Source organism: Micromonospora sp. NPDC003197, assembly GCF_053590565.1.
In genome coordinates this window covers 132,109-155,917 of the sequence record NZ_JBSFTE010000016.1, presented here as the reverse complement: position 1 = coordinate 155,917, position 23,809 = coordinate 132,109, and the positions used below count along the sequence as shown (strand labels likewise).

General features: G+C 66.1%; 24 protein-coding genes and 1 pseudogene. 13 read left to right on the top strand and 12 right to left on the bottom strand.

Features of this window, described 5'->3' with window-relative positions:
* Positions 1–86 precede the first annotated feature (86 nt).
* Positions 87–356 carry a DUF6458 family protein gene (locus ACWDV4_RS19495; RefSeq protein WP_449980752.1) on the bottom strand — a complete coding sequence of 90 codons (270 nt, stop codon included), beginning with the start codon at positions 354–356 and terminating at the stop codon, positions 87–89.
* Positions 357–473: 117 nt separating this feature from the next.
* Between ACWDV4_RS19495 and ACWDV4_RS19490 the strand changes: the two genes are divergently transcribed.
* Positions 474–1,013, top strand: a complete 540-nt coding sequence (locus ACWDV4_RS19490; protein ID WP_449980749.1) for a SixA phosphatase family protein — start codon at positions 474–476, stop codon at positions 1,011–1,013.
* A gap of 179 nt (positions 1,014–1,192) precedes the next feature.
* Positions 1,193–2,089 (top strand): SDR family oxidoreductase, encoded by an 897-nt coding sequence (locus ACWDV4_RS19485; RefSeq protein WP_449980746.1) that lies wholly within the window; start codon positions 1,193–1,195, stop codon positions 2,087–2,089.
* Between the two features lie 71 nt (positions 2,090–2,160).
* Here the strand turns inward: ACWDV4_RS19485 and ACWDV4_RS19480 are convergent, their stop codons facing one another.
* From ACWDV4_RS19480 to ACWDV4_RS19465, 4 genes are all read right to left on the bottom strand, one after another.
* Positions 2,161–2,430, bottom strand: coding sequence for a DUF6458 family protein (locus ACWDV4_RS19480; RefSeq protein WP_184535203.1), 270 nt, complete (start codon positions 2,428–2,430; stop codon positions 2,161–2,163).
* A gap of 178 nt (positions 2,431–2,608) precedes the next feature.
* Positions 2,609–4,462, bottom strand: a complete 1,854-nt coding sequence (locus ACWDV4_RS19475) for an acyl-CoA dehydrogenase (protein WP_449980743.1) — start codon at positions 4,460–4,462, stop codon at positions 2,609–2,611.
* A 143-nt stretch (positions 4,463–4,605) separates the two neighbouring features.
* Entirely contained in the window at positions 4,606–5,733 is a 1,128-nt protein-coding gene (locus ACWDV4_RS19470; RefSeq protein ID WP_449980741.1) for a PP2C family protein-serine/threonine phosphatase, read from the bottom strand.
* Between the two features lie 117 nt (positions 5,734–5,850).
* Positions 5,851–6,483, bottom strand: a complete 633-nt coding sequence (locus ACWDV4_RS19465) for a septal ring lytic transglycosylase RlpA family protein (RefSeq protein ID WP_449980739.1) — start codon at positions 6,481–6,483, stop codon at positions 5,851–5,853.
* Positions 6,484–6,648: 165 nt separating this feature from the next.
* On the opposite strand from ACWDV4_RS19465, the gene ACWDV4_RS19460 reads away from it, so the two are divergent.
* On the top strand, positions 6,649–7,197 hold the full coding sequence (locus ACWDV4_RS19460) for a phosphoribosyltransferase family protein (protein WP_449980736.1): 549 nt from the start codon (positions 6,649–6,651) through the stop codon (positions 7,195–7,197).
* Positions 7,198–7,224: 27 nt separating this feature from the next.
* Here the strand turns inward: ACWDV4_RS19460 and ACWDV4_RS19455 are convergent, their stop codons facing one another.
* Complete coding sequence (locus ACWDV4_RS19455; protein ID WP_449980734.1) at positions 7,225–8,115, bottom strand: LLM class flavin-dependent oxidoreductase; 891 nt, start codon at positions 8,113–8,115, stop codon at positions 7,225–7,227.
* Positions 8,116–8,217: 102 nt separating this feature from the next.
* On the opposite strand from ACWDV4_RS19455, the gene ACWDV4_RS19450 reads away from it, so the two are divergent.
* The 3 genes from ACWDV4_RS19450 to ACWDV4_RS19440 all read left to right on the top strand — a co-directional run bounded on the left by ACWDV4_RS19450 (position 8,218) and on the right by ACWDV4_RS19440 (position 10,163).
* Positions 8,218–8,703, top strand: a complete 486-nt coding sequence (locus tag ACWDV4_RS19450) for a hypothetical protein (RefSeq protein WP_449980733.1) — start codon at positions 8,218–8,220, stop codon at positions 8,701–8,703.
* On the top strand, positions 8,700–9,740 hold the full coding sequence (locus tag ACWDV4_RS19445; protein ID WP_449980730.1) for a type VII secretion target: 1,041 nt from the start codon (positions 8,700–8,702) through the stop codon (positions 9,738–9,740). Before ACWDV4_RS19450 ends, ACWDV4_RS19445 begins: the two co-directional genes overlap by 4 nt.
* A 141-nt stretch (positions 9,741–9,881) precedes the next feature.
* Entirely contained in the window at positions 9,882–10,163 is a 282-nt protein-coding gene (locus ACWDV4_RS19440) for a hypothetical protein (RefSeq protein ID WP_449980728.1), read from the top strand.
* A gap of 28 nt (positions 10,164–10,191) precedes the next feature.
* Here the strand turns inward: ACWDV4_RS19440 and ACWDV4_RS19435 are convergent, their stop codons facing one another.
* The 5 genes from ACWDV4_RS19435 to ACWDV4_RS19415 form a co-directional block, all read right to left on the bottom strand.
* Complete coding sequence (locus tag ACWDV4_RS19435; protein ID WP_449980725.1) at positions 10,192–10,596, bottom strand: roadblock/LC7 domain-containing protein; 405 nt, start codon at positions 10,594–10,596, stop codon at positions 10,192–10,194.
* Positions 10,597–10,653: 57 nt separating this feature from the next.
* Entirely contained in the window at positions 10,654–11,205 is a 552-nt protein-coding gene (locus tag ACWDV4_RS19430; RefSeq protein WP_449980722.1) for a hypothetical protein, read from the bottom strand.
* Between the two features lie 247 nt (positions 11,206–11,452).
* Positions 11,453–12,067, bottom strand: a complete 615-nt coding sequence (locus ACWDV4_RS19425) for a hypothetical protein (protein WP_449980719.1) — start codon at positions 12,065–12,067, stop codon at positions 11,453–11,455.
* Between the two features lie 404 nt (positions 12,068–12,471).
* On the bottom strand, positions 12,472–12,825 hold the full coding sequence (locus ACWDV4_RS19420; RefSeq protein ID WP_449980795.1) for a hypothetical protein: 354 nt from the start codon (positions 12,823–12,825) through the stop codon (positions 12,472–12,474).
* A 261-nt stretch (positions 12,826–13,086) separates the two neighbouring features.
* Positions 13,087–14,166: a serine hydrolase domain-containing protein gene (locus tag ACWDV4_RS19415; protein ID WP_449980716.1), complete on the bottom strand. Its 1,080-nt coding sequence runs from the start codon at positions 14,164–14,166 to the stop codon at positions 13,087–13,089.
* A gap of 298 nt (positions 14,167–14,464) precedes the next feature.
* Here ACWDV4_RS19415 and ACWDV4_RS19410 point away from each other — a divergent pair, with 298 nt between their 5' ends.
* Both ACWDV4_RS19410 and ACWDV4_RS19405 read left to right on the top strand, forming a co-directional pair.
* On the top strand, positions 14,465–15,649 hold the full coding sequence (locus ACWDV4_RS19410; RefSeq protein ID WP_449980714.1) for a sensor domain-containing protein: 1,185 nt from the start codon (positions 14,465–14,467) through the stop codon (positions 15,647–15,649).
* The gene (locus ACWDV4_RS19405; RefSeq protein WP_449980711.1) at positions 15,640–16,299 is read left to right on the top strand and encodes a LuxR C-terminal-related transcriptional regulator; all 660 of its coding nucleotides are present in this window, start codon (positions 15,640–15,642) and stop codon (positions 16,297–16,299) included. Before ACWDV4_RS19410 ends, ACWDV4_RS19405 begins: the two co-directional genes overlap by 10 nt.
* A gap of 788 nt (positions 16,300–17,087) precedes the next feature.
* Here the strand turns inward: ACWDV4_RS19405 and ACWDV4_RS19400 are convergent.
* The gene (locus tag ACWDV4_RS19400; RefSeq protein ID WP_449980708.1) at positions 17,088–17,699 is read right to left on the bottom strand and encodes a TetR/AcrR family transcriptional regulator; all 612 of its coding nucleotides are present in this window, start codon (positions 17,697–17,699) and stop codon (positions 17,088–17,090) included.
* 173 nt (positions 17,700–17,872) lie between these two features.
* On the opposite strand from ACWDV4_RS19400, the gene ACWDV4_RS19395 reads away from it, so the two are divergent.
* The 5 genes and pseudogenes from ACWDV4_RS19395 to ACWDV4_RS19375 all read left to right on the top strand — a co-directional run.
* Positions 17,873–18,295, top strand: coding sequence for an ester cyclase (locus ACWDV4_RS19395; protein ID WP_449980706.1), 423 nt, complete (start codon positions 17,873–17,875; stop codon positions 18,293–18,295).
* Between the two features lie 216 nt (positions 18,296–18,511).
* Positions 18,512–18,955, top strand: coding sequence for a DUF6924 domain-containing protein (locus ACWDV4_RS19390; protein WP_449980704.1), 444 nt, complete (start codon positions 18,512–18,514; stop codon positions 18,953–18,955).
* A gap of 235 nt (positions 18,956–19,190) precedes the next feature.
* Complete coding sequence (locus ACWDV4_RS19385; RefSeq protein ID WP_449980702.1) at positions 19,191–20,102, top strand: hypothetical protein; 912 nt, start codon at positions 19,191–19,193, stop codon at positions 20,100–20,102.
* Positions 20,103–20,391: 289 nt separating this feature from the next.
* On the top strand, positions 20,392–20,781 hold the full coding sequence (locus ACWDV4_RS19380) for a hypothetical protein (protein WP_449980699.1): 390 nt from the start codon (positions 20,392–20,394) through the stop codon (positions 20,779–20,781).
* Positions 20,782–21,835: 1,054 nt separating this feature from the next.
* Positions 21,836–22,732 (top strand): annotated as a pseudogene (locus ACWDV4_RS19375) (IS481 family transposase); the annotation flags it as partial.
* Positions 22,733–23,809 lie beyond the last annotated feature (1,077 nt).

The window sequence follows — 23,809 nt, the reverse complement described above, 5'->3', positions numbered from 1 at the left end:
TCACGACATGGATGGGGTGGACGCCTGGGCGTTCACCCCATCCATGTGCTGTAGAGCCTGACCGGGCTGAAGAATTCGCGGTGCCGTCAACGCGGCTGGCCGGGACGGCGCACCTCGCGGTACTCCTCGACGACCCGGGCATCCTGGCTGGGTACGACCCGACGCTCTGCCACGGGGGCGGTGACGACGGTGCGACGCCGGTTCCAGAACCAGCTGGTCATGATGAGACCGACCACACCGGCGATCATCAGCACCCAGCCGACGACGCTGATGTCGAGCCAGCCCAGCTCGAACTCGACCGCGAACGCGAAGATCGCGCCCAGGGCGATAAGGAAGATGCTTCCACCAATGCCCACTTTGCTGCCTCCTTGGCTATCAGCTGGCATTCGCTACCCGCCGCTTGCCACCTGTGAGGTTGCGGCATTCATCGACTTACCCACGTGGTTCCGCCGCCAATCAGGCAAGCTGGGCGGATGACCGAACGGCGCATCGTCCTACTTCGCCACGCTCAGGCCGGACAGTCACCGGGCCTGCCGGACTTCGACCGGCCGCTCACCGCCCTCGGTGCCGCCGATGCGGCAGCCGCCGGGCAATGGCTGGCCGAACACGACTACCGGCCGGACACGGTCATCTGCTCCCCGGCTCAACGCACCCGCCAGACCTGGCACGGCGTCGCGCTGGGCCTGACCGAGTTGGCTGAGCGGCCGAGCAGGCTCAGTGATCCGCTGACGTCCCCGAACGCGCCGGTGGTCCACTACGACGCCGCCGTCTACCAGCACGGTGCCGAGGAGCTGCTCGACCTGCTTCGCGACCTGGACCTCTCGCGGAGCGTGGTGCTACTGATCGGGCACAACCCGAGCATCTCCCAGTTGTCGTACCTGCTGGATCCCACCCATCCGATCTCCGGGGGTCTGGGTACGAGCGACATGGCGGTGCACCAGGTGACCGGCGACTGGGCGAGCGTCGACCCGGGCGAGGCACCGGTCACGGACCGGTTCACCGCGCACGCCTGAACCCTTTTTCGGAACGGGCGAAAATACCCCGCCCCCAAATAATTTCGAGACCCGAAATCGGCGACGTTTCCGCAGCTCACCAAGGAAATGCGAACACGTTGTTCGCATTTGCCAACCTGACTTGGCCGGGCCAGAATCGACTTCCTTCAGAAGCGGCAACAATGGACGGGGGAAGTCACGTGACGATTCTGGTGACCGGCGCTACGGGCAACGTTGGCCGGTTGGTGGTCGGGCAACTCGTCGCCGCCGGCGCACAGGTACGGGCGCTGACCCGTACTCCCGCAACGGCGGCCTTCCCCGACGGGGTGGAGGTGGTACGTGGAGATCTGGCCCAACCGGAGACCCTGACCGCCGCGTTGGCCGGTGTGGAACGTATGTACCTGTTTCCGCTGGCCGCGACCGCACGGGAGGTGGTCGCCCGAGCGGAAAAGGCCGGCGTACGACGCATCGTCGTGCTCTCGTCCGGCGCCGTTACCGACGGGTACGACGCCGATTTCCATCTGCCCGTGGAGCGGGCGGTGGAGGCGTCCGGGTTGGAGTGGACGCACGTACGCCCCGGCGAGTTCATGCTCAACAAGCTGTGGCTGTGGGGGCCGAGCATCCGGGCTGAAGGAGTGGTTCGGGACCCCAATCCCGACCTCGGCTGGTGTCCGGTGCACGAACGGGACATCGCCGACGTCGCCACCCTCGCGCTGCTGGCGGAGGGTCACACCGGCAGGGCGTACACGTTGAACGGGCCGGACATGATCACCCACCGCGACCAGGTCCGGGCCATCGCCGCCGCACTCGGACGGGAGATCCGCTTCGAGGTGGTCACGCCGGCGGAGGCCCGGGAGCAGTATCTACAGCAGGGCGGTTTCGCCTCGGACAACGCCGACTTCCTCCTCGGCTTCGAGGACTATTCGGGTTCGGAGACGGATCCGGAGTCGATCGCCGAGTTCGACGCTTCGACGTCCGAGCCAACGACAACGGCGGAGCAGACCACCACCCCACCGACGACGGCGGAGCAGGCCACAGGTCGACCTGCTCGCACCTTCGCCGAATGGGCCCGCGACCACGTCGCCGACTTCCGCTGATCGTTCTGTTCTGCGGGTTGATCGTCGGCACGTCTCGCCGAACCGTCGTCAACACGTTCCACCGGCCATGGTCAGCTCGGTGGCGCGTTCGGTGGGGGCGGATCCGGTGGTGGTGGCATCATCGCCGTGGGATGGGACAACCGGTTCTCTTCGACGATCAATGTACGAGCACGCCGTCGCCGGTCCTGCCAGAACCAGAAGGTCGTCAAGAGTACGGCCAGCCCAGCCAGGATGAACACCCAGCCCACTGCGCGTAGGTCAATCCACCAGACGTTCGCTCTGATGGCAAATGTCAGGATCGCGCCTATTGTGATAAGGAAGATACCGCTACCGATGCCCATGTGCGCTGCACTCCCCCTGTGCGATGGCTTCTGGGCTTCCTATTACAAATCGGGCGAACTACTCCTCCCTCAAGAATAGCGCGGCGGCCGTCGAGCAACTGCTCGCGGCCGCCGCGCATTCGGGGGATTTCCTTTGGTCAGAGAAGCAAACCCCTGACGTACCGTTTTCTCGGATCGGTCAGAAGGCGTCTTCCGGCAGGTCCATCACGTCGAGGCTGGTCGACTGGATGATCCGGCGGTCGGAACCGATACGCGGCAGCACCTCGTGGGCGAAGAACCGGGCCGCGGCCACCTTTCCGGCGTAGAACGACTTGTCCGCGTCCGAAACCTCGCCGGCCAGAGCGGTCAGCGCGATCTCGGCCTGACGCTGGAGCAGCCAGGCGACGACCAGGTCACCGACGGCGAGCAGCAGCCGACGGCTGGCCAGGCCCACCTTGTAGAGCGCCCGCGGCTCGCCGCCCTGCACCTCACCGAGCCAGGTGGTCATGGTGCCGAGAATGGTCTGCACCTCGACCAGCGCCTTGCCCAGCGCCTGCCGCTCCTCCTTGAGCTGCCCGTTGCCGGCCTCCGACTCGACGAACGCCTGGATCTCGGCGGCCACCGACATCAGGGCCTTACCGCCATCCTTGACGATCTTCCGGAAGAAGAGGTCGAGGCTCTGGATCGCGGTCGTACCCTCGTAAAGGGTGTCGATCTTCGCATCCCGGACGTACTGCTCAAGCGGGTAGTCCTGGAGGAAACCGGAGCCGCCGAACGTCTGCAGGGCCTCGTGACCGAGCAGCTCGTAGGCCCGCTCCGAACCGACGCCCTTGACCAGCGGCAGCAGCAGGTCGTTGACCTTCTTGGCGATCTTGGCGGCCTTCTCGTCCCCGGCGGCCTCGGCCAGGTGCGCCTTGTCCTGCCAGGAGGCGGTGTAGCAGACCAGCGCCCGCAGACCCTCGGCGTACGACTTCTGCAGCATCAGCGACCGGCGTACGTCCGGGTGGTGGGTGATGGTGACCCGGGGAGCCGACTTGTCCGTCTGGAGCATGTCGGCGCCCTGCACCCGGTTCTTCGCGTACTCCAGGGCGTTCAGGTAACCGGTGGAGAGCGTGGCGATGGCCTTGGTACCGACCAGCATCCGGGCGTACTCGATGATCAGGAACATCTGCCGGATGCCCTCGTGTACGTCACCCAGCAGCCAGCCCTTGGCCGGTACGCCGTGCTCGCCGAAGGTCAGCTCGCAGGTGTTGGAGACCTTCAGGCCCATCTTGTGCTCGACGTTGGTGGCGTAGACGCCGTTGCGGTCGAGCAGCTCGCCGGTCTCCTCGTCGAAGTGGAACTTCGGAACGACGAAGAGGGACAGGCCCTTGGTGCCCGGGCCACCAACCCCCTCGACGCCGACGGGACGAGCGAGGACGTAGTGAATGATGTTGTCACTGAGGTCGTGCTCACCCGAGGTGATGAAGCGCTTCACGCCCTCGATGTGCCACGAACCGTCCGGCTGCGGGATGGCCCTGGTACGACCGGCGCCGACGTCGGAACCGGCGTCCGGCTCGGTCAGCACCATCGAGGAGCCCCACTGCTTCTCCACGAAGAGTTCGGCCCAGCGCTTCTGCCGCTCGGTGCCCTCCACGCTCAGGGTGCGCGCGAAGGACGGGCCGGAGGCGTACATCCAGATCGGGGCGTTGGAGCCGAGCACCAGCTCGGCCAGCGACCACCAGAAGGCGCGCGGAGCGTTGGTGCCGCCCAGCTCGGCCGGCAGGTCCAGCCGCCAGAACTCGGAGTCCATGAACGCCTGGTACGACTTCTTGAACGACTCGGGCAGCGGCGCCGAGTGGGTCTCCGGGTCGAACTTCGGCGGGTTGCGGTCGCCCTCGACGTAGCTGGCCGCCAGGTCCTCGCGGGCGAGCCGGTCCATCTCGGCAAGGATGCTCCGGGCCGTGTCGCTGTCCAGCTCGGTGTACGGCTCCTGCCCCAACGCACGGTCCACACCGAAGACCTCGAAGAGGTTGAACTCGATATCCCGAAGGTTGCTCTTGTAGTGGGTCATGCTCGCCGGCCCCGCTTCCACGCACCAGTTACCGATCAGTAACTCCGAACTATATTACTCACCGGTAAGCAGCGACAAGCCGTCCGGCGAAACTACTGCTGACGGGTCGCGGACAGCTGGCCACCGGCACCCACATCCCAGCCTCAAACGTCGGCCGCGCCGACCTCCCAACTTGGCACCGCCGCAGTGGTGATCGCCTGCGGACCGGAGTACTCCATCAGCACCAGGGCGATGTCGTCGTCGAGCTGCCCCTGCACCCACTCGACCAGGGCGGTCTCCAGGGAAGCCAACCCGTCGGCGACCGTACCGTGCCCCAACAGCTGCCAGGCCCGATCGGCGGTCGGGAAGAACTCGCCATCCCGGCGGGCCTCACCGAGCCCGTCGGTGAACAGCAGCAGTCGGTCGCCCGGTTCGAGCCGCTCCACGCGCGGCGAGACGACCGGCATGAACCCCAGCGGCGGTGCCGGAGCCGGCGGCTCCAGCGGGATCACCTTGCCCCGGCGCAGCAGTAGCGGTGCCGGATGGCCGCAGTTGACGATCGTCAGGGTGCCACCCCGCTCCTCGACCAGGGCTGCGGTGACGAAGTCCTCGTCACCGACGCTTCGGGCCACCGCCCGGTCCAGGTCCGCGACGATGGCCCGCAGGTCGGCCCGCTCATAGGCGACATGCCGATAGGAGCCCAACACGATGCTGGCCAGCCGTACCGCGTCCAACCCCTTGCCACGTACGTCGCCGATGATCAGCCGGGTGCCGTACGGGGTGTCGATCGCCTCGTAGAGATCACCGCCGATGTCCGCGGCAGCGGTGGAGGAAATATAGTGTCCGGCTACCGCCAACGCACCCACCTGTGGACCGAGCGGACGCAGTACCGCCTGCTGGGCCACCGAGGCAAGCTTGGACAACTCCGCGATCCGCTCGGCCTGCCGCTGCCGGATCATCGCCACCGCAGCGGCGATGGCCATGGCCAGGGCGATCCCCACCACGTTGACCGCCATGGCCAGCGTGATCTCCTCGCTGCTCAGCGCGAAGGTGGCCGCAAGCCCGGTGGCCACCGCCCCGATCCCCAGCACGATCCGCCACGGTGCGAACGTGGCCACCAGGAAGGGTGCCGCCGCCATCAGCCCCAGGTAGTTCGCGCCACCACCGTCGGCAAGTTCCACTGCGGACACGAACGCGAGCAGCACAAGGGCCGCGCCGAGACCGGCGCGGGATCCAGGGCTCAGCGGGCGGCGGCCCGACGACAAAAGTTGCATGGGTACGCCGAACAGCATGCATGATTGAGCGCGGCGATTGAATGAAGTTGACCCCTCGTCCGATGCGGTTCTGTCCACCTGGCGCATCGGCCATCGGGCACCCGCCGAACGGTCACGGGACATGCGGTCGGACAGTTACCCGAGGATCTCGTACTTGACGTTGACCTCACCGAGATCGAGGGAGGCAATCGTCCGAAATGCCGCCCGGGACAGGTCGATGCACCGACCGTCGATGTACGGGCCCCGGTCGTTGATACGCACCACGACGGACTTGCCGTTGGCGGGGTTGGTCACCCGTACCTTGGTGTTGAAGGCCAGGGTCTTGTGGGCGGCGGTCAACGCCTCGGGGTCGAAGGTCTCCCCGTTGGCGGTCATCTGCCCCTCGGCGTAGAAGGACGCGCCGCAGGTGCCGCTGCCGACCACCTTGCTTCCCGCCGCACTCCGGCTGGCGGTGGCGCTCGGCGTGGCGGCCCGGGTCTTGCGCGATGCCCGCTCGGGCGACCTGGTCGCCGTGGGGCTGGCCGTGGTCGGCTCACCGGTAGGGGTGGCCGACGGGCTCTGCGACGGCTCGCCGGAGGCGCTCGGCACCAACGACGGGTACGCCGTCGCGGCCGTCGGCACCGATGTTCCGTCCGTCCCGCCGGAGGTGAGCTGGACCGCGCCCACCGTGCCACCGGCGACGACCGCCACGCCCACCGCCGCACCGACGACGACGCCGACGCCGACGCGCGACCTGAATGCCCGTACCCGGAAGTGCTTGCCCGCCACTGAACTGGCCCTTCGATCGACTAGGAGACCGTGCGGACGCTAGCCAGAGAAGCACTTCGAAGGTCAACGTGATCAATCTGATTTGCCCGTATTTGCGGTGAAACGTGTAGCCGATCATCCGACCCGTGCTGGGTCGGAAGGGCCCGGGTGCCGCACCATGGTCAGGTGCCCGACGAGTTGAGGAAACTCCTGGTAGAACACTTCCGCTGGGTCGACCCCGGGCCGGCGGCGAGCCACCTGGTCAGCGACGTCTCCGGCTGGTGGCGAGACCCGACGATCCTGGCCCGACTCGGTCCAGCCCTGGCCGACCTGTTCCGGGCCGACCAACCCACCGTCGTGGTCAGCCCCGAGGTGACCGGGCTGATGCTCGGCCCGCTGGTGGCGACCGCGCTCGGCGTCGGTCTTGTGCCCGCATACAAGGAACGTCCCGATAGCCGGCTGATCGCCGAACCGACCACCTGGGCCACCACGACAGCGGACTACCGGGGTCGAACCCTCACCCTCGGCGTACGCGACCGGCACCTGCGCCCCGGCGACCGAGTACTGCTGGTGGACGACTGGGTGGCCACCGGTGCCCAACTCCGCGCGCTCTACCAGGTGATCACCGCCCGGTCCGCCGAGCCGATCGGCACCGCCGCCGTGATCGCCGACTGCCCCACCGGACTCGCGGCCGAGCTGCGGGTGCGCGCCCTGCTCACGGGCGCGGACCTCTGAGGTTGCACGGTGGCCTTGCCACCCAACTCAGTCGCCACTGGCGGTACGCAACTGCGGTAGCAGGGTCGTCGCTACTTCTTGCAGCACCGCCTCGTCCCCCGCGTACCAGCTCGACTCGCGGGGCCAATGGGTGATCACGTCGGTGAAGCCGAGGTCGGCGGCCCGGCCGACCGCGTCCGCGAAGTACGACGCGCTGGAGAGTGAGAAGACCGGTGCCGAGTCCAGGGACAGATAGCGGTCGAGGCTGGCCGGGTCGCGTCCGGCCGTGTCCAGGGTCCGGTCCATCTGCTCCGACAGCCGAGCCACCGACCGCCACCACTCCTCGATGTCGTCACAGGTGTCGCCGATGGTCACCCAGCCCTGCCCGAACCGGGCGGCCAGCCGCATCGAACGCTGCCCGTTGGCCGCCATCACGAAGGGCACTCGGGGCTGCTGCACACAGCCGGGATTACTTCGGGCATCGACGGCGGCGTAGTAGTCACCGCGCCAGGTGACCCGGTCATCGCACAGGATCCGATCGAGCAGTTCCGTGAACTCGGCGAGCCGGTCGACCCGTTGCCGAGGAGTCAGCGGCTCCGCCCCGAGTACGGCGGCATCGAAGCCGAGTCCACCGACCCCGATCCCGAGCAGCACCCGGCCGTTGGAGACGTCGTCGAGCGTGGTCACCTGCCGGGCGAAGGAGACCGGGTGCCGGAAGTTCGGTGAGGCAACCAGCGTGCCGAGTTTGATCCGTGAAGTAACCATGGCGGCGGCTGTGAGCGTCGGCATCGAGTCGAACCAGGGACCATCGACCAGGTCCCGCCAGCCGAGATGGTCGTACGTCCAGGCGTGGTCGAATCCCCACTCCTCGACCTGACGCCACCGGCGCTGTGCCTCGGTCCACCGCTGGTCCGCCAGAATCACGATGCCTATCCGCATGCCAAAAGCCTATTACGGCCGCGAGTAACAAATCCGACAGCCGAAACTCAAATGATCGACAGGGGTTGCACGTCCCGACGAGCGCTGCAAACATCCTCCGGCATGGGGGAAGCGGGCACGGCCTGGGACGAGTACGTCCAGCGCCAGCGAGCCGAAATGGCGGCAATGGAAAGTCAGCTCGGACAGTGGCGCACCGGGGTGCTGACCAGAATTGAGGAGTTCGAGGCTCGCGAGGCGGCAGAACGGGAGGCTGCCCGGCGTGCCGGCGGTGATACCGCACCAGACGTACCCGATGGCGCGCCGCCTGCCTACCTTCGGGTGCAGGCGCGGATCGAAGACGGCGACCTCGACTGGGTCGACGTCGCTCGCGGCGACAGCGAGGATCCCGACATACGATCCGCCCACATCTGGCTGTCGGATCGATTGGCTGCGGTACGGCGCGCGTTCGAGATGGTCACCGAGGACATGACGGACGAGCAGGCAGAGGCCGCGATCCAGGCCGCCCTGCCCGGACCGACACCAGCGGACCAGCCATCGCCGCCCGGGGCGGCATCGTCGGACCAGGCGGCGGGACGGTCGGGCCGATGACGCTGATCGTCAAGACCGGCCACCTGCGTGGATACGCCGACCAGCTCGAGCAGAACCGCGGTGGAGCGGTGGCGAGCATGCGGACCTACTGCGCGCAGTACTGCGCCGACACCACCGGCCTGACCGGCCTACTGACCCCGGCCCGCTGGGCAGTCGAGAGCAGTTCGGAAGCGCTGCTGACGTTCCTCCGTGGTGCCGACCGAGCCCTTTGGTCGACCGCGCACGACCTGCGGCTGACCGCCGACAACTACGACCGGGCCGACACCGCGGCAGCCGACCGGTTGTGGACCGCCGGCCGCACCTGGAACCTGCCGGCGGACCACCGCGAACAGGATGTCGTGGTGATGAGCAACGGCTTCTCCGCTGGCGCGGCCGTGCGGCTGGTCGTACCGGCCGAACGCCGCGACGCCGAAACCGCCAGGGAATCGGTGTACAGCCTGCTCGGCCACATCAACGACGGGGTCAAGTGGGTCACCGGATACGACCTGCTGGCAAAGGCGCTGCCCCTCGTGCTCGGCGAATGGGGGACGCTGCGTCGCATAGCCGAGGCCATGGGTGAGTTGGAGCGAGGTGCCGAGCAGGTCGCGGACAACCTCGAGCACGGCATGGACCTGCTCTCCGCACACTGGACCGGCGACGCCGGCAGCGCGTCGACGGCTTTCGACTACCACATGCGGGACCGCTTGATTCGGGGCTTCGGGGCGCTCGCGAACGTCTTCAGGGCGTATCAGCAGACGTACGAATGGATCGCGAACGCCTACGAATACATCATCAACAGCTTTCTGTTGGCGCTGAACTTCTACACAGCGCGGATCAAGAAGGCCATCACGACCCTGGCCACCACCGACAACCTCGGGAAGGCGGCATGGAGCCTGCTCCAGCTGGTGCTCGCCGTGGTCGATCTGATCGGAGACACCATCCGGATGATCGAGCTTCAGACGAAGACGTTCGCCTCCTCCGTCGAGATGATGGTGGCGAACCTGCACAGCATGTACGAGATCTTCAGCGGTGATCTCACCGTGTTCACTCGGGGCTGACCGATGGCGCGACTGACCAGCCGGGACGGACGCCGGTGGCGAGTGGGAAGACGCTGGCTGCCCTGGGCCCCGAAACAACCCTGGGGATTCCGGTTGATGGAGGTTGGCCTGCACCTCAGCGGCGCCATCATGATAGTCGGGATGCTGGTGGTGGCTCTGTCACTGCCATTCGTTGTGGCATATCTGATCCACCTGATGCTGAACCTGTTACTCACCCCGTTCACCCTGATCGGCCGGGCATGGTTCGGTCGACCATGGACGGTCGTGGCGTACCCGGTGGGAGACGGTCCCGAATACCGAGGTCAGGCAGCGGACGGCGACAGCGCCGACCAGCTTGTCACCCGGGTTCGGGCCGAGATCACCGAGTACGGCACCCCGAAGTCGCTGACCGCCCGACCGATGCGCTCCAAGTGGGGTTGGTGACGAGGGCCGAACGGTACGGCAGGTGCGGCTAGCTCTGGCCGTACCACTGGGTGGTCTCCAGGGTCCTGGCGATCCTCGCGGCCATGGCCCGCGCCTCCAGGTGCAGCCGCGCGATGTTCAATCCTTCGGTGGCCCGTACGGCGAGCACCGCCCACTCACCGACGCTGTACACGGCGAAGTGTCCCTGCGTGCTCCGGACGGTGCACTCCTGAAACACCCCCTGGTCCAGTGCCCGGCTGAACTGCCGACTGAGGCCGACGGTGGCCGCAGCCATCGCCGCGATGTCGTGCGGCTCGATACCTGGGCCGGCATCGTTGAGGATGAGGAGACCGTCGACCCCGGCGAGTACGCAGCCGAGCACACCCGCCACGTGGTCACGTAGTGCGGCCAACTCCGCCTGTATGGCTCTGCCGCTCTCGTCGTCCAGATACACGCCACTTCCCTGTGCATGCCCGCCTCGACGGGACGATCGAACCTTCAGTTACGTCCACTACAGCTGGCGCAAGGCTTCCAGCAGTCGGCGGAGCGTCCGCTCATCTGACACGAACGGGCCCGCTGCCTGGTTCAACCACCGGGTGTGTTCGCCGAACGTTCCGTCCTCAGGCAATGCTCCCGGCTCGATCGGGACCGTCGCTACCCGCCGCGGGAAGGCGGGACGCTCGGCGGCCTTGGATACCGCGACCGGTGTTGTCGCCGCCTCTGTTCCTGCTGCTTCTGTTGTTGCTGCTTCTGTTGTCGCTGCTTCTGTTGTCGCTGCCTCGCTCGACGGCGCTGAACTGTCCTGCGTTGCCGGCACCGCCTGGACCAAGGTCCGGAACTCACGGCGGGCCGCCGCGAGATTCGCCACGTTCCGTTCGAGCAGCAGGTATGCGACCTGCGACCCGGTCTCCTGGCTGTCGAGGGGGTACAGCACATGAAACCAGACCTCATCCAGCGCGACTACCTCGTCCAGCGGACCATCTGGGTCGGCGACCGTCGCCAGACGGCGGGCTGCCGCAACCATGCCGGCCATGACAGCCACCAAGCCAGCGTCGATCGCCACCGTGGTCCCGGTCTTCGACCAGACCTCGGATCCGGACGAGACCGAGAACACCGTGACCGAACGCGCCCCGAGAATCTGCATGGCCTGGTGGAGGAGAGCAAAGCGCCCGGACATGTGTGTACGCCTTTCGAGCTACCCGTCGCCCCACAGCGGCGACGCACAGGCACCGGGATGCTCGCCGTCGACCCAGCTCAGCCCGTGGCCTCGTGGACTATCTCAACCCCCATGGCAGCCCGTGCCAGAGCGGTCACACGCCCTCGGATTCCATCTGTCGCATCACCATTCGCGCCTGGGCGAACATCATGCCGATGTTGACCGCGCGCCGGCAGACAACCACGGCGACGATGTTGGGGCTGACCGCGCTGCGAATGAAGAGGTGGGTCAGATTCTGGCTGTTCACCAGGATTTCCTGGAAGTAGTGGCCACCACCGCTGACGCCCCGCCGGGCCTTGAAGATGTCCTCGATCATCGTGACGTTTCGACCCTGGAAGATGTCGAAGGTAGCCGCCGCGAGCAGATCCAGCACTTCCTGCGGGTGGTTGTCCGTCGTGTCGACCGACAGGAGCATGCCGGTCGACATGTCGACGACTCCAGCGGCAACACACTCGGGGACCGAGCTGCGGAAGCTCTTGACCGCGTTCATGACAACCTGCGACAAGCTCGACTCAGACATTGATCCCTCACTAATCATGATAATTTCGCTGGTTGGTTGATCGTCCCAGTCGACCCGCGATTGTTCAGCCGGCTCATCGGCACCGCGAAACAGCTTGAAGGCAGCGCTGGACAACGCGCGGATACGGCCGGGTCTAGCCACGGCCGACACCCTGCGGTCCTGCTCGGCGCGCCGCGACTGGCCAGCCACGAGCAGCCCGATGCCCGAGCCCGGCAGATGACAGACACCTGAAGTGGTATCCTGCGGACGGGTTTCCCTCCACTATGGAGGCAAATACGCCGCAGACAGGTACGCCAGCGACATCCATCGCTAAGCGGAGCAGGGGGCGTGGCTCCCCAAACATTGACGCTCCTCCTAGCGATGGCTACGCGTTTACTCCGACAGGGCGGCCATGCCTTGCGCATCGCTGCCCTGGCACTTGACTGGCCGTCGCCGAAGAGTGCCATCCAGAGGGGCGAACCGCATCTTTCGCAACCGGGTTCCGCCCGGTCGGTCCTTATCAGAAACTTGGCGGACAAGGATCGTGCCGAAAGACATCTTCTGTCATTGCGGGTTGGTGTGCTAGGGGTCCCGCGGATGCTCTGCCACGGTGCTCACCGAAACTCGCGTACCACCTCGATCAGCCCGACGATGTGCCTGTTGAACTCGGTTAACTCCGCAGCGGGCACCCACAGCTCAAGGATGGTCTTGCCGCCGGCCTGCCGTACGGGGTAGCGGCGCAGGAACTCCGACTCGACGCGGAACCGGGTTACGTAACCGACACCGGAGGCGGGGACGTTCCAGTCCCGGGCAATCATGATCGCGTAGTCCTCGTTGAGGACCGGATAGAAAATCGGCTGATCCGGCAGGCGAGGTGGCCAATGCCGCCAGCCTGATTCACGTACGAGTTCCAGCTCCTTAGGTCCGGTCGGCCGCCACAGCACCCTCGTCCCGTCGTCGTCACTCATGCTGCCCTCGCTACCTTGGCTGATCGTGGCCAGGACCGTACCGGCCATCGAACAAACCGCACCACCCGTTTCGCCCTGTCCCCGCCCGAGCACGCCCGAAAGCCCGCCAGCAGGACCGGCCCAAAGCGGAGAGTGCCAGCAGGGGGTCACCGGTCCATGATTGGCGGATGGGCTGCTGCCGGGCTCCTTCTCCGGAACTGCCCTGACCGGCGTTGCCATCGCCGGTCAGGACTTTCGTTCACGAGTTGTGGTGCGGTTCGGTTACGCCTGACTGCACAGAGCGTTCTGGATCAGCGTGTCGGCACCGCGTTGCTGCTGGAGTTGGCTCTCCATCGAATCGCTGAGCGAGGCAGACATGGACACCACCGCACTGCGCCGGCCGTCGTCGGTAACGCCGGTGACCGTGATGTAACCACCGTCGCCACCGTCGTGGCCCCAGTAGATGCCGCCACAAGGCAGCGGGCGGCTGACCAGGCCGAGCCCGTAGAGGCCGCCCGGCCAGATCACACTAATGTCCTCGTTGATCTCGACCGTTCGCTTCATCTCGGCCAGTTGCGCGGGGCGTAGCAGCCGGCCGTCCAGCAAGGCACGGAAGAACCGGTCAAGGTCCCGGGTGCTGGAGACGATCGAGTCCGGATCCACCAGAACCTGCTCGGTGACGTCCACCAGCTCACCCGTCTCGAACCGTTGGTACGCCCGAGCGTGCGGCTGGGGTAGGAGCGGCGAGGTCCCCGGCCAGGTGGTGTGGTCCAGCCCGAGCGGACCGACGATCCGGTCGGTGATCTCCTGTTGCAACGACCGGCCGGTAACCCGCTCGATGATCATGCCGGCCAGGACGAAACCGGTGTTGGAGTACGCCCAGCCCTCTCCAGGTTCGAAGTCCGGCCGGTGGCTCATCGCCCGCGCCACGAGTTGCTCGCGGGTATACACCTCGTATCGCTGCTGGAGATACTCCTCGGGCGTGGTGTAGCCGGGCAGGTCGTCGTGGATACCACTGGTGTTCTGCAGCAGGTGACGCACGGTAATCCGACGGCCGTCGTTGCCGTGGCCGCGGATCATCCCAGGTAGCCACCGCTCAACGGTGTCGTCGAGCGACAGTCTGTGTTCCTCGACCAGTTGCAGGATGACGGTCGCTTCGAACGCCTTGCGGGTACTCGCGATCCGGAGGCGTCCGTTGGGTGGTACGGGGCGCCCGGTGCCACGATCGGCGACACCGCTGGTGGCGACGAGTTGCCGGCCGTTCGAGGTGGTCACCCGAGCTTGAACGCCGGTCACCCCGAGGGCATGAATCGCGTCGGTGTCCCGCTGCAACCGGGCACCAACGTGGCCGGAACCGGTCACCGATCCGTCTGCTGGGTCAAGCGCGGTAATCGCGAACGTGAGGGCGACAAGTCCCGCCGCCGCACCCAGCGCGACCCGCCGTCTCGATAGGTTTCTGCTGTTCAATCTCATGCCATTGAAGTTAGAAACCGCAGCGACGTGGACCAATACCTCGTACCACCGGATATGTGGTACAGCTGGCTGTAGTGCCCGAAGTTTGGCCATATCGCAGACTTGATCTCGTGTCGGGACATGTAGAGGGCCACGTGAAGGGCCACGTGAAGGGCAACACCGCAACGGGTACGCAAAGAGTCGCGCTATGACGTCGGGTCGGCGGTGGTCACAGGCCTGGCGCGGCGCGGTCTACCTGCTGGGGTCGCTGGGCACCGGGATTGTCACGGTGCTCGCGCTGCCGCTGTTGTGCCATCCCAAGCTTGCCTGGTCGTGGGCGGACCGGCACCGCAACCGTGCCGGACGGCTACTCGGCGAGCCCATCGCACCACGTCCTGCCCCGCCCGCCACGGCACGCCAGGCCTGGACCGATCCGGCCACCCGCCGAAACCTGCTATGGCTACCGGTGAACGCGGCAACCGGCGTGACGCTCGGCCTCGCCACGCTGCTGTGCGTGGGCAACCTGCTGCCCGCTGCGGTCGCCACGCCGTTGTGGTGGGCGTTCGATCCGGAGGATCGGCCACGGCTGTTCATCGACATCCCGGTAACCGACTGGGCTGGCGCCCTCACCCTCGGTCCGCTACAGATCCTTCTCCTCACCGCACTGGCATACCTTCTCCTTCCGCCGATGGCTCGCGCCCACGCCCGGATCTGCCTGGCGGTGCTGTCGCCCTCAGCAGCTGAGCAGCTCACCGACCGGGTCGCCGTGTTGACCCGCACCCGGGCGGAGGTACTCGACGCACACGGTGCGGAGCTGCGCCGGATCGAGCGCGATCTGCACGACGGCACCCAGGCCCGGATGGTGGCCATCGCCATGCGGCTGGCCGTGGCCCGGCAAGCGCTATCCGACAATCCGCGAAACGAGCAGTTCCTGGAAGGACTTCTTCGGGATGCACACGAAGGAACCGAAGAGGCGATGACCGAACTACGGGATGTGATCCGTACGGTCTATCCGCCGATTCTCGCCGACCGGGGCCTCACCGGCGCCCTGACCGCAGTGACTGCCCGCTGCGGGGTGCCGACCCGACTGGACATCGGCGACATCGGACGGGTACCGGCGGCCGTGGAGGCCGTCGTCTACTTCGCCGTCGCCGAGGCACTGACCAACGTAGCCCGGCACAGCCGCGCGACTGCGGCATCGGCTCAGCTGAGCCGTACGGCGGACCGGCTGTCGGTGGTGATCACGGACAATGGCGTTGGCGGCGCCGACCATCGGCGAGGCACCGGGTTGGCCGGGATCCGTCGCCGGGTGCTCGCACTCGACGGCACCGTCGACGTCGACAGCCCGGCCGGCGGGCCGACGATCATCACCATGGAGTTGCCGTGCGGGTAGTGATCGCCGAAGACAACGTGCTGCTGTCCACCGGGCTGGAACTGCTGCTCAACCGCGTAGGCTGCCAAGTCGCCGCCATCGCTGAGGATGCGGCGGGCTTCCTCACCGCCGTACGGGACCATCGGCCCGACGTCACCATCGTCGACGTCCGGCTACCGCCGTCGTTTCGCGACGAGGGCATCCGAGCAGCCCTGCAGGCCCGGCGAGAACACCCCGGCCTACCGGTCCTGGTCCTGTCGCAGTACGTCGAGCAGCAGTACGCCGCCGAGCTACTCTCCACCACCGGCGGCGGCGTCGGCTACCTCCTCAAGGACCGCGTCAGCCGGGTGGACGAGTTCGTCGACGCGCTGCGCCGCGTGGCCGCCGGTGGCACCGCCATGGACACGGATGTCATCGCCCAACTCCTCGCCCATCGCAGGGACCCGATCGCGGTCCTCACCCCCCGCGAACGCGAGGTACTCGCGCTGATGGCACAGGGACACGACAACAACACCATCGCTGACCGGCTGTTCATCACCGACAACGCCGTGCACAAGCACATCGGCAACATTTTCAACAAGCTCGGCCTCGCCGTCACCGACAGCGGCCATCGCCGCGTCCGCGCCGTTCTCACCTACCTCAACGGCGCAGGCCTGCACGAGGCGTCCTGATACCTCACCGAAACCCGAGTGGGCCATCACCAGCGCAACGCCGGGGCTCGGCACGTCTCGGGATGGCACGGTACGAGACCGATCATGGTCCCGCACACAGCTGCCGACAAAGGTGATCTGAACGCTATGGGCGCTACGAGCCCGTTGTAGCGCCCATAGCGTTCAGATCACCAAGGTCCCCGGGGATGTCGCCAACCGTTCGGGCTACTTATGCCCGAAATGCGAAGGCGACGCGCCGGACGTCATCGAGAGCAGCCCTTCAGCCCGACGACGACGGGTCACATGACTTCGAAATTCCGGCATGACGCGGGCACGATGACGACCATCGCCTAGGTTATGGACGATTTGCGAGGACAATCGAAGATCGTGCGAGTGGCCGTGGGCTATAACGTGGATCCTGCCGAGTGGCGGGTCCTCCTGGACGAGCCGAAGGCGCGGGTCGCGGGCCGGTTCGTGCGAGCGTAGCCACGCGCAACCGCCGGGCAGTTCGTGGGAACGTAAGGCCTGCTGGTCGTTGGCGGAACGGCTGCTGACCACAGGCCAAGCCCCTACAGGGCAGGTCATGACGTTCCGCCGCGCGGGCGTCCGGCCACCCCTGATCCACGATCAGAAGCGCCAGGCAGAGACGTGTACGAGGAGTCAGAGCGGCGTTTGCCTGAGACACGAAGGCCTCCTGGTTGCCGGAGCGGTTCCTAGACAGCTCCACTCCACAACCGGAGGCCTTCGTCATCACGTTTATCTACATCGTGTCGTCACACGACCTCAACCAACCTCCCTAGGCAATACACCTAGGACTGGGATGGGACGAGGGCGCGCAGGGCGACATCGACGGAGGCCTGGAGGTCTTCACGACTGGTGCCGGCCGCAGCGTGGACGGCAAGCCCCTCGCTGAGCGCCATCAAGAGCCGTGCCAGTGCCCGATGATCCACACCGGGCGAAAGATCTCCTTCGCTCGCTGCGCGAGACATCCGTTCTTCGATGGCGGCCTCATTGGCAGCCCGGCCGGCGGCCAGGACCTCGGAGATGCGGGCGTTCTCGGGCGAGCAGGCCAGGCCTCCCTGGATGGAGAGGCAGCCCAGGGGGTGATCGCTGGCGGTGAGGCCATCGACGCTGGAGCGCAGAAATGCTTCGATGGCGGCGTACGCGGTGGGTTGTTCGAGGACGGCGCGAACCTTGGCCACCTGGATATCGCGGTAGCGCGCGAAGGCACGCTCGAACAGTTGCTCCTTGTTGCCGAAGGTGGCGTACAGGCTCGGCCGGTTGATGCCCATGGCGCTGGTGAGGGTGGCCATTGACGCGCCCTCGTAGCCGTGTAGCCAGAAAACCTCAGTGGCCCGGTCGAGGACCGTCTCCTCGTCGAACGCTCGCGGCCGTCCGATGGTCGACCTCTCGGTGCTCATGAGCCCATCCTACCGCTCGGTTCGAAAGTGACCCAGGACACCAACCGATCGGTACAGAAGCCTGCTATGGTTACTTCACAACCGAGCGGTACAAAACTTCGACGTGTGGCCGCTCCAACCAAACAGCCAACCTGTGTCCACTGGTCGGCATCAATAGAATGGGAAGATCGATCATGAGCATCACCGAGACGATCAGTTCGGGCATGTCGACCGAAGAGCTGCGCGATTTCTACCTGCGGTACGTCGATCTGGCGAACAAGCGCGAGTTCGACCGCATGGTCGATTTTGCCCACGAAGAGGTAATCATGAACGGCACCCCGGTCAAGATGGCCGACATGGTGGCCGAGTTCTACAAGCACATCGACGCGGTGCCGGATCTTCACTGGGAGCTCCAGGATCTCGTCGTCGAGGGTGACCAGGTGGCCGCCCGCCTGATCGACACGGGAACGCCGGTCCAGGAGTGGAACGGCCTCACCCCCACCGGAGCGTCGGTGTCAATTACCGAGACCGCCTTCTACCGGGTCGAGAACGGCCGGTTCAAGTACATGTCGTACCTGATGGACATCGACACCGCGCGGCGCCAGCTCGCCGCCTGACCCGCCCAACCGAGCGGTGCGGCAAGTCGTCGCCGGCTGACTCGCCAACCTGGCAATGCGTCCGATGCCGCCGCTGACCTTCGTTTATCGAGGTCAGCGGCGGATCCGCAGTCCACCATGAAGCGCAGCACGCAGGATTTGACCAGTTAGGCCCCTGCCCTGCAGAGGTCTTGACCTGTGGTCAGCAATCACCTCGACTTGGTAGGGCCTGGCGGATTGACCGGCAAGGCGTGGGCGCGGATCGAGCCGCCGCTTCCACCCATCACGACGTCGCTGGTACTGCGAGTCGACTTCACCGAAGACGCCGAGTGGGACGTGTTGAAGGCTGCCCTCATCGCCGAAGACCTTCACACCGCAACTTTCGTCAGTGATCCGCAGTACGACGGAGTGAGCATTCAGGATCTGGTCCAAGCGGATGCCGGCGCGGCCGATAACGACAAACTGACCTACGTGTTCCTCGCCGACACCACGACCATGGCTGACGAGGAACATCCGCTGCTCGCCGTTGACCTATACGACCAGCCGGGCCGCACCTTCCGGACACCGCCCCGCTGGTACGCCGACATCTCAGCCAACCTCTCCATCGCAAACATGAATTTCGCCGAATTCGCAGACCGAGCCGACACCTCCGGCACCTTTCGGGGCTTTGATCAGACCTGACTGTCCCGTGAGGCTATGGCACCTCACGAGATCACAAATCTTGGAATACCGAAGACCCTAGTTTGGATTTACATCCTGGCCAGGGCTTTTCAGTTGGAGCGGGTGACGAGAATCGAACTCGCACTGTCAGATTGGGAACTGGCGACGCAGGGCCGATCAACGGCAAACACCCCGGTCACGGCGGTCCCGGATGGCCTGGGATGACCCCCGTTTGCCTCAGCTAATGGCAGGGCTAATGGAACGGCGCAAGGTACTAATACTTCCGAAGCAGGGCACCAAGATCGGAGGCGAGATGGGTCATCTCTTCACCCGCTTCCAGCACGAAAACAGCCCTGGCGGACCAAGCCGTGCCATCGAGGTCAAGTCCGGGCGGACGGAGGGTCACGCCGAGCGAGACATGCCCCCGCCCATCGTGACGCGCGTCGAGAGCAAGCTCATCCTCCAGCGAACTCCACTCACGGACGCCCTGTCATCCCTCCCAACCCGCCGCCAGAATGTCGAGGAAAGCGGGCAACGCCGTGTCAGTCCGTCCATCAAGTTCGAGGACAATATGGCTCGAGGCCCTGGCGGGACGCCGATCCTGACCAGGCTCCGCATCTGGTGCTTCTCTGACCGACAGTTGGGCGTCAGGTGTGGCCCCGAAAAAACCGATGCTGTCTACTCCTCGGTTATGGGTGGAACAGCGTTGAGCATCTTGAGTCCGTACGCTCCTGAACGCATCGCGCCGATCGTGGTAGGGGCAATGATCACCGAGGGGTTGGCCCCGCATGAAGCCGACCCGACTTCCTGGTACTCCGCCGCCGGCCTGCCCTACGGCTACTCCATCTACGAAGCGGGCTTTGAGACCGATCCCGAGGAGCTACAGCTTGTCGAGCGGGCTACTGGGGTGACGATGCGTTGCGGTATCGGGCTACACATCTTCGTCAGCGACCTCACTGGCCGCCCGGGCTTGGGACGGATGGCTCAACAAGTGGCGCGGCAGACTGACGGCTGGGTGTTCGTGGAGTTCCACACCCCACCTACCGCAGACCTGCTCGACCACCTAAGCAACGCGGGCCGCAGCATCCGCGCCAGCGATGCTGTCTACCTCGATGCGGCGGCGATGCGCGCCTGGAATGCTCACCCGGACTTCCACGTCGTCAAATGAGCACGTTCCAGGCCGCCTAGTGGCCTGTGGATGGCCCGACGTATAAGCACGGCTCTACAAAACATCGAAAGCCCTGGTTCGGACTCGCGTCCTGGCCAGGGCTTTCCGTTTGGAGCGGGTGACGAGAATCGAACTCGCACTGTCAGCTTGGGAATTGCCGATGGGCGGCAGGTCGTGGTGCCGGCGGCCTGGTCACGGCGGTCCCTGGTGGCCTGGGTTGACCTTGGTTGTCCTGGCCTAATGGCACGCTAGTGGCACGGCCGCGCGGCGCTCAGTACGGTGACAAGTCGTGGATGTACAGGTCCTAGACGTAGGCGACCAGGTGCCGCTACAGGTCACCTTCGCTTGTGCTGTCGGCGTCGCGGCCGGTGTGTGGCGGGATGCCGAAGCGCCTGCCGCGGGACAGTTGATTGACGTCGAGTGGGACATTTCAGATGCGCTGCGTTGGGGGAAATCCGCCAGGCTCGCTACCGAGGACAGCGACTTCGTTGGCATCGTCGGCGACGCGGTGATGGTGCGCGGACGAATCGAGCAGTCAGCGGACGGGGACGAGGTTGTGATCATGAGAATTGGCCGTGGTCTGGTAGCCGTAAAAATCGTCGGCGTTCTTCCTCACCTTGCCGGATGTTGGATCGAGCTTCGAGCGACGGGATTGGAGCTGTATCCGACCGCCATCTAGGGCCTTGCCCTCAGCTCTCCTGGAACTACAGCTTGGGAACTCGTGCGGGCGTCCGCTCCTGACCAGTTCAGGCGGTCGCGCTCCTGGTGGCGGTGCCCGTGCTTGGTCGCGGTTGCCCGGGGCTTCCCCGTGTTACGGGCACGTAGGGGGCATGCGCGGTGGCCGGGCACACCTGGACGACCACGACGGACGGCGACAGGGCAGCTCGGTGGCAAGCCAGTGCGGGGTTTGCACTGGCGCGGCAGACGGAAGCCCCGACCACGACGGCGACCAGCCCCGACGGCTTCCGTACCGCAGCAACATTTGGTGCACCTCTTCATCCGCCGGCGGGCGAGACGAGGCCGACTGACTGTGCAACCATGGCGGCATGTCGACTCCGCGAAAGGGCCATGCCGCGTAGGCGCCCCGCACAACTCCGCGCCGACTCGATCTACCGGCGGCCACTCGACGGAACTACCTCCGTCATACCTGAACTCTCGCCCTTGGGCTTGAAAGCCATCGCCTACCTGGAACGCACCCGGTTATGGGACCAAGCCATTTCAGATGCGCTGAAGACCTGGTCATGGTTCGTCCGGCATCCCTGGCGACGCCTGTGGGATCCGACCTCCGGGTGCGGCGTAATGAGGTGTTGCCCGAACCCGGCGGAGGTGCGTTGGATCCTGGATGTCGCCGTCGCCGCCCTGCCCCGCAGCGATGCTCGCCGCTTACGCGGACAGATCGCTGCCCTCGATGACCTATGGTGACCAGCGCCGCGCGGAGGACTCTCAGCACGGCGCGGGGGCGGCTACCCGGCGGCTGTCGGTGGCTTTCCGCCCCGGCCGCGCAGCGGTCCGGGGCGGTTCACCGCCGGGCGGTCTACCGCCCACGCGCCGCGCTCCGCGCGGCGTCTTGATCCACTACAGAACTATTCGGCAGCGTCTTACCGCGCCGCTTTGTCATGTCCCGGTAGATGCTTTACACCTGCGTCCCAGTTGATGCTTGACATGATCCGTAGTTGGTTCGTTGATCGCGTGTTGTTTGCGGGCACTGCGTGGTCAGGGGGCCGGGATTGGCGCTGGTTGGGTTGTCCGTGGTGGAGCAGCGGTATCAGGCGGTTCTCGCGGTGTTGGCCGGGGATCGGGTGACCGAGGTCGCGGTGAGGTTCGGGGTGTCGCGGCAGAGTGTGCATTCGTGGCTGGGCCGGTATGCGCAGGCGGGTCTTGCCGGGTTGCAGGATCGGTCGCATCGGCCGGAGTCGTGTCCGCATCAGGCGTCGCCGGAGGTGGAAGCGGCGGTGTGTGAGTTACGGCGGGCGCATCCGCGGTGGGGTGCGCGGCGGATCGTGTTCGAGTTGGGTCGGGCTGGTTGCCCGGATCTGCCGTCGCGGATGAGTGTGTATCGGATTCTGGCTCGTCATGGGTTGATCGAGCCGGTGAAGCGGGGGCGGGGTCGGAAGGATTATCGGCGGTGGCAGCGGGCTGCGCCGATGGAGTTGTGGCAGATGGACATCGTCGGTGGGGTGTTCCTGGCTGACGGCAGTGAGGCGAAGGTCGTCACCGGGGTGGATGACCATTCCCGGTATTGCGTGATCGCGCGGGTGGTGCGGCGGGCGACTGGTCGGGCGGTGTGTGAGGCCCTGGCCCAGGGGTTGGTGCGGTTCGGGGTGCCGCAGGAGATGCTGACCGATAACGGCAAGCAGTTCACCGACCGGTTCGGCAAGGGTGGTGAAGTGCTGTTCGACCGGATCTGCCGAGAGAACGGGATCGTGCACCGGTTGACGCAGCCAGCGTCGCCGACCACCACCGGGAAGGTCGAGCGGTTCCACCAGACCCTGCGTCGGGAACTACTCGACGACGCTGGGGTGTTCCCGGATCTAGAGACAGCACAGGCCGCAGTCGACAGCTTCCGGGACCAGTACAACACCCGCCGGCCGCATCAGGCCCTGGACATGGCGTTTCCCGCCGACCGGTTCACTGCGGGCAAGGAGGGTGAGGGGCAGCGGCTGTTGCCGGTGAGACTGCCGTCCGGCTTCACTACGGCCGTCGAGGAACCGCACCAGCCGCCAGCGGTGACCCCGGTCGACCTGACTCCCATCACCCTGGCCCCGATCGTGCCGACACCAGAGCGGCAGGGGTGGGCTGGTGACGCGGTCGAGTTCGACCGGGTCGTACCACCAAGCGGAAACATGCAGGTCAGCGGCAAACAGTTCTGGCTCGGACCACACCGGTCCGGGGTCACGGTCACGTTCTGGGCCGACACCGACGTCATCCACCTCATGATCGCCGGAACCCGCCTCAAATCCGTGCGGTCACACCTGTCCGTCAACGACCTCGCCGCACTACACCGTGCCGGCGGTCGACCAGCGGGGCCGCCACCGTTGCCGCCAGCACCCGTTGGGCAGGTGGCCGGGCCGGTGGAGGTCGACCGGACCGTCGGCACCAGCGGCTGCGTCTCCCTCGGCCAGCATCTGGTCCTGGCCGCCGAGATCCTCGCCGGCCGCCGCGTCGGGGTCCGCGTCGACACCCACACCCTGGCCTTCTTCGACCTGGAAACCCGCGAGCTGCTGCGCACCAGACCCAACCCGCTGACCCCGGCCGAGACGGCCCGGCTACGCAGCGCCCGGCCTGCTGGCCCGCCACCACAACCCTCCACCGACCCGGTCCGGGTCCAGCGGCGAGCCTCCAACAGCGGCGGTGTCATGGTCGCCGGCCAGAAGATCGCCCTCGGCCGCATCCACGCCCGCAAAACCGTGACTATCGACGTCACCGACACCGAACTGGCCATCCACTGCGACGACGGCACCCGCACCATCCGCCGCACCACCGACCAGCCCATCACCCAAATCAAAGCCCAACGACCCCGCAAGGTCGACCTCAATGTCTAGATCCACTGTCAAGCAACAGGTGGGACGGATCCGTCAAGCATCAACTGGGACTAGACACTTACCGCGCCGCTTGCCGCGCCACTTAGTCGGGATCTCAAGGTTCAGACGGTATTCAAAAGAGACATCATCCGCCAGGCTGAAAGCTCCTGTGAGCAGCACAAAACC

Excerpts from the sequence above, each read along its gene's own strand:
- ACWDV4_RS19480 (WP_184535203.1), bottom strand. The coding sequence starts at position 2,430 with ATGGGCATCGGTAGCGGTATCTTCCTTATCACAATAGGCGCGATCCTG.
- ACWDV4_RS19490 (WP_449980749.1), top strand. The coding sequence starts at position 474 with ATGACCGAACGGCGCATCGTCCTACTTCGCCACGCTCAGGCCGGACAG.
- ACWDV4_RS19455 (WP_449980734.1), bottom strand. The coding sequence starts at position 8,115 with ATGCGGATAGGCATCGTGATTCTGGCGGACCAGCGGTGGACCGAGGCA.
- ACWDV4_RS19420 (WP_449980795.1), bottom strand. The coding sequence starts at position 12,825 with ATGAGTGACGACGACGGGACGAGGGTGCTGTGGCGGCCGACCGGACCT.
- ACWDV4_RS19385 (WP_449980702.1), top strand. The coding sequence starts at position 19,191 with ATGGAACGGCGCAAGGTACTAATACTTCCGAAGCAGGGCACCAAGATC.
- ACWDV4_RS19450 (WP_449980733.1), top strand. The coding sequence starts at position 8,218 with ATGGGGGAAGCGGGCACGGCCTGGGACGAGTACGTCCAGCGCCAGCGA.
- ACWDV4_RS19395 (WP_449980706.1), top strand. The coding sequence starts at position 17,873 with ATGAGCATCACCGAGACGATCAGTTCGGGCATGTCGACCGAAGAGCTG.
- ACWDV4_RS19410 (WP_449980714.1), top strand. The coding sequence starts at position 14,465 with ATGACGTCGGGTCGGCGGTGGTCACAGGCCTGGCGCGGCGCGGTCTAC.
- ACWDV4_RS19470 (WP_449980741.1), bottom strand. The coding sequence starts at position 5,733 with ATGCTGTTCGGCGTACCCATGCAACTTTTGTCGTCGGGCCGCCGCCCG.
- ACWDV4_RS19400 (WP_449980708.1), bottom strand. The coding sequence starts at position 17,699 with ATGAGCACCGAGAGGTCGACCATCGGACGGCCGCGAGCGTTCGACGAG.
- ACWDV4_RS19475 (WP_449980743.1), bottom strand. The coding sequence starts at position 4,462 with ATGACCCACTACAAGAGCAACCTTCGGGATATCGAGTTCAACCTCTTC.
- ACWDV4_RS19445 (WP_449980730.1), top strand. The coding sequence starts at position 8,700 with ATGACGCTGATCGTCAAGACCGGCCACCTGCGTGGATACGCCGACCAG.
- ACWDV4_RS19440 (WP_449980728.1), top strand. The coding sequence starts at position 9,882 with ATGCTGGTGGTGGCTCTGTCACTGCCATTCGTTGTGGCATATCTGATC.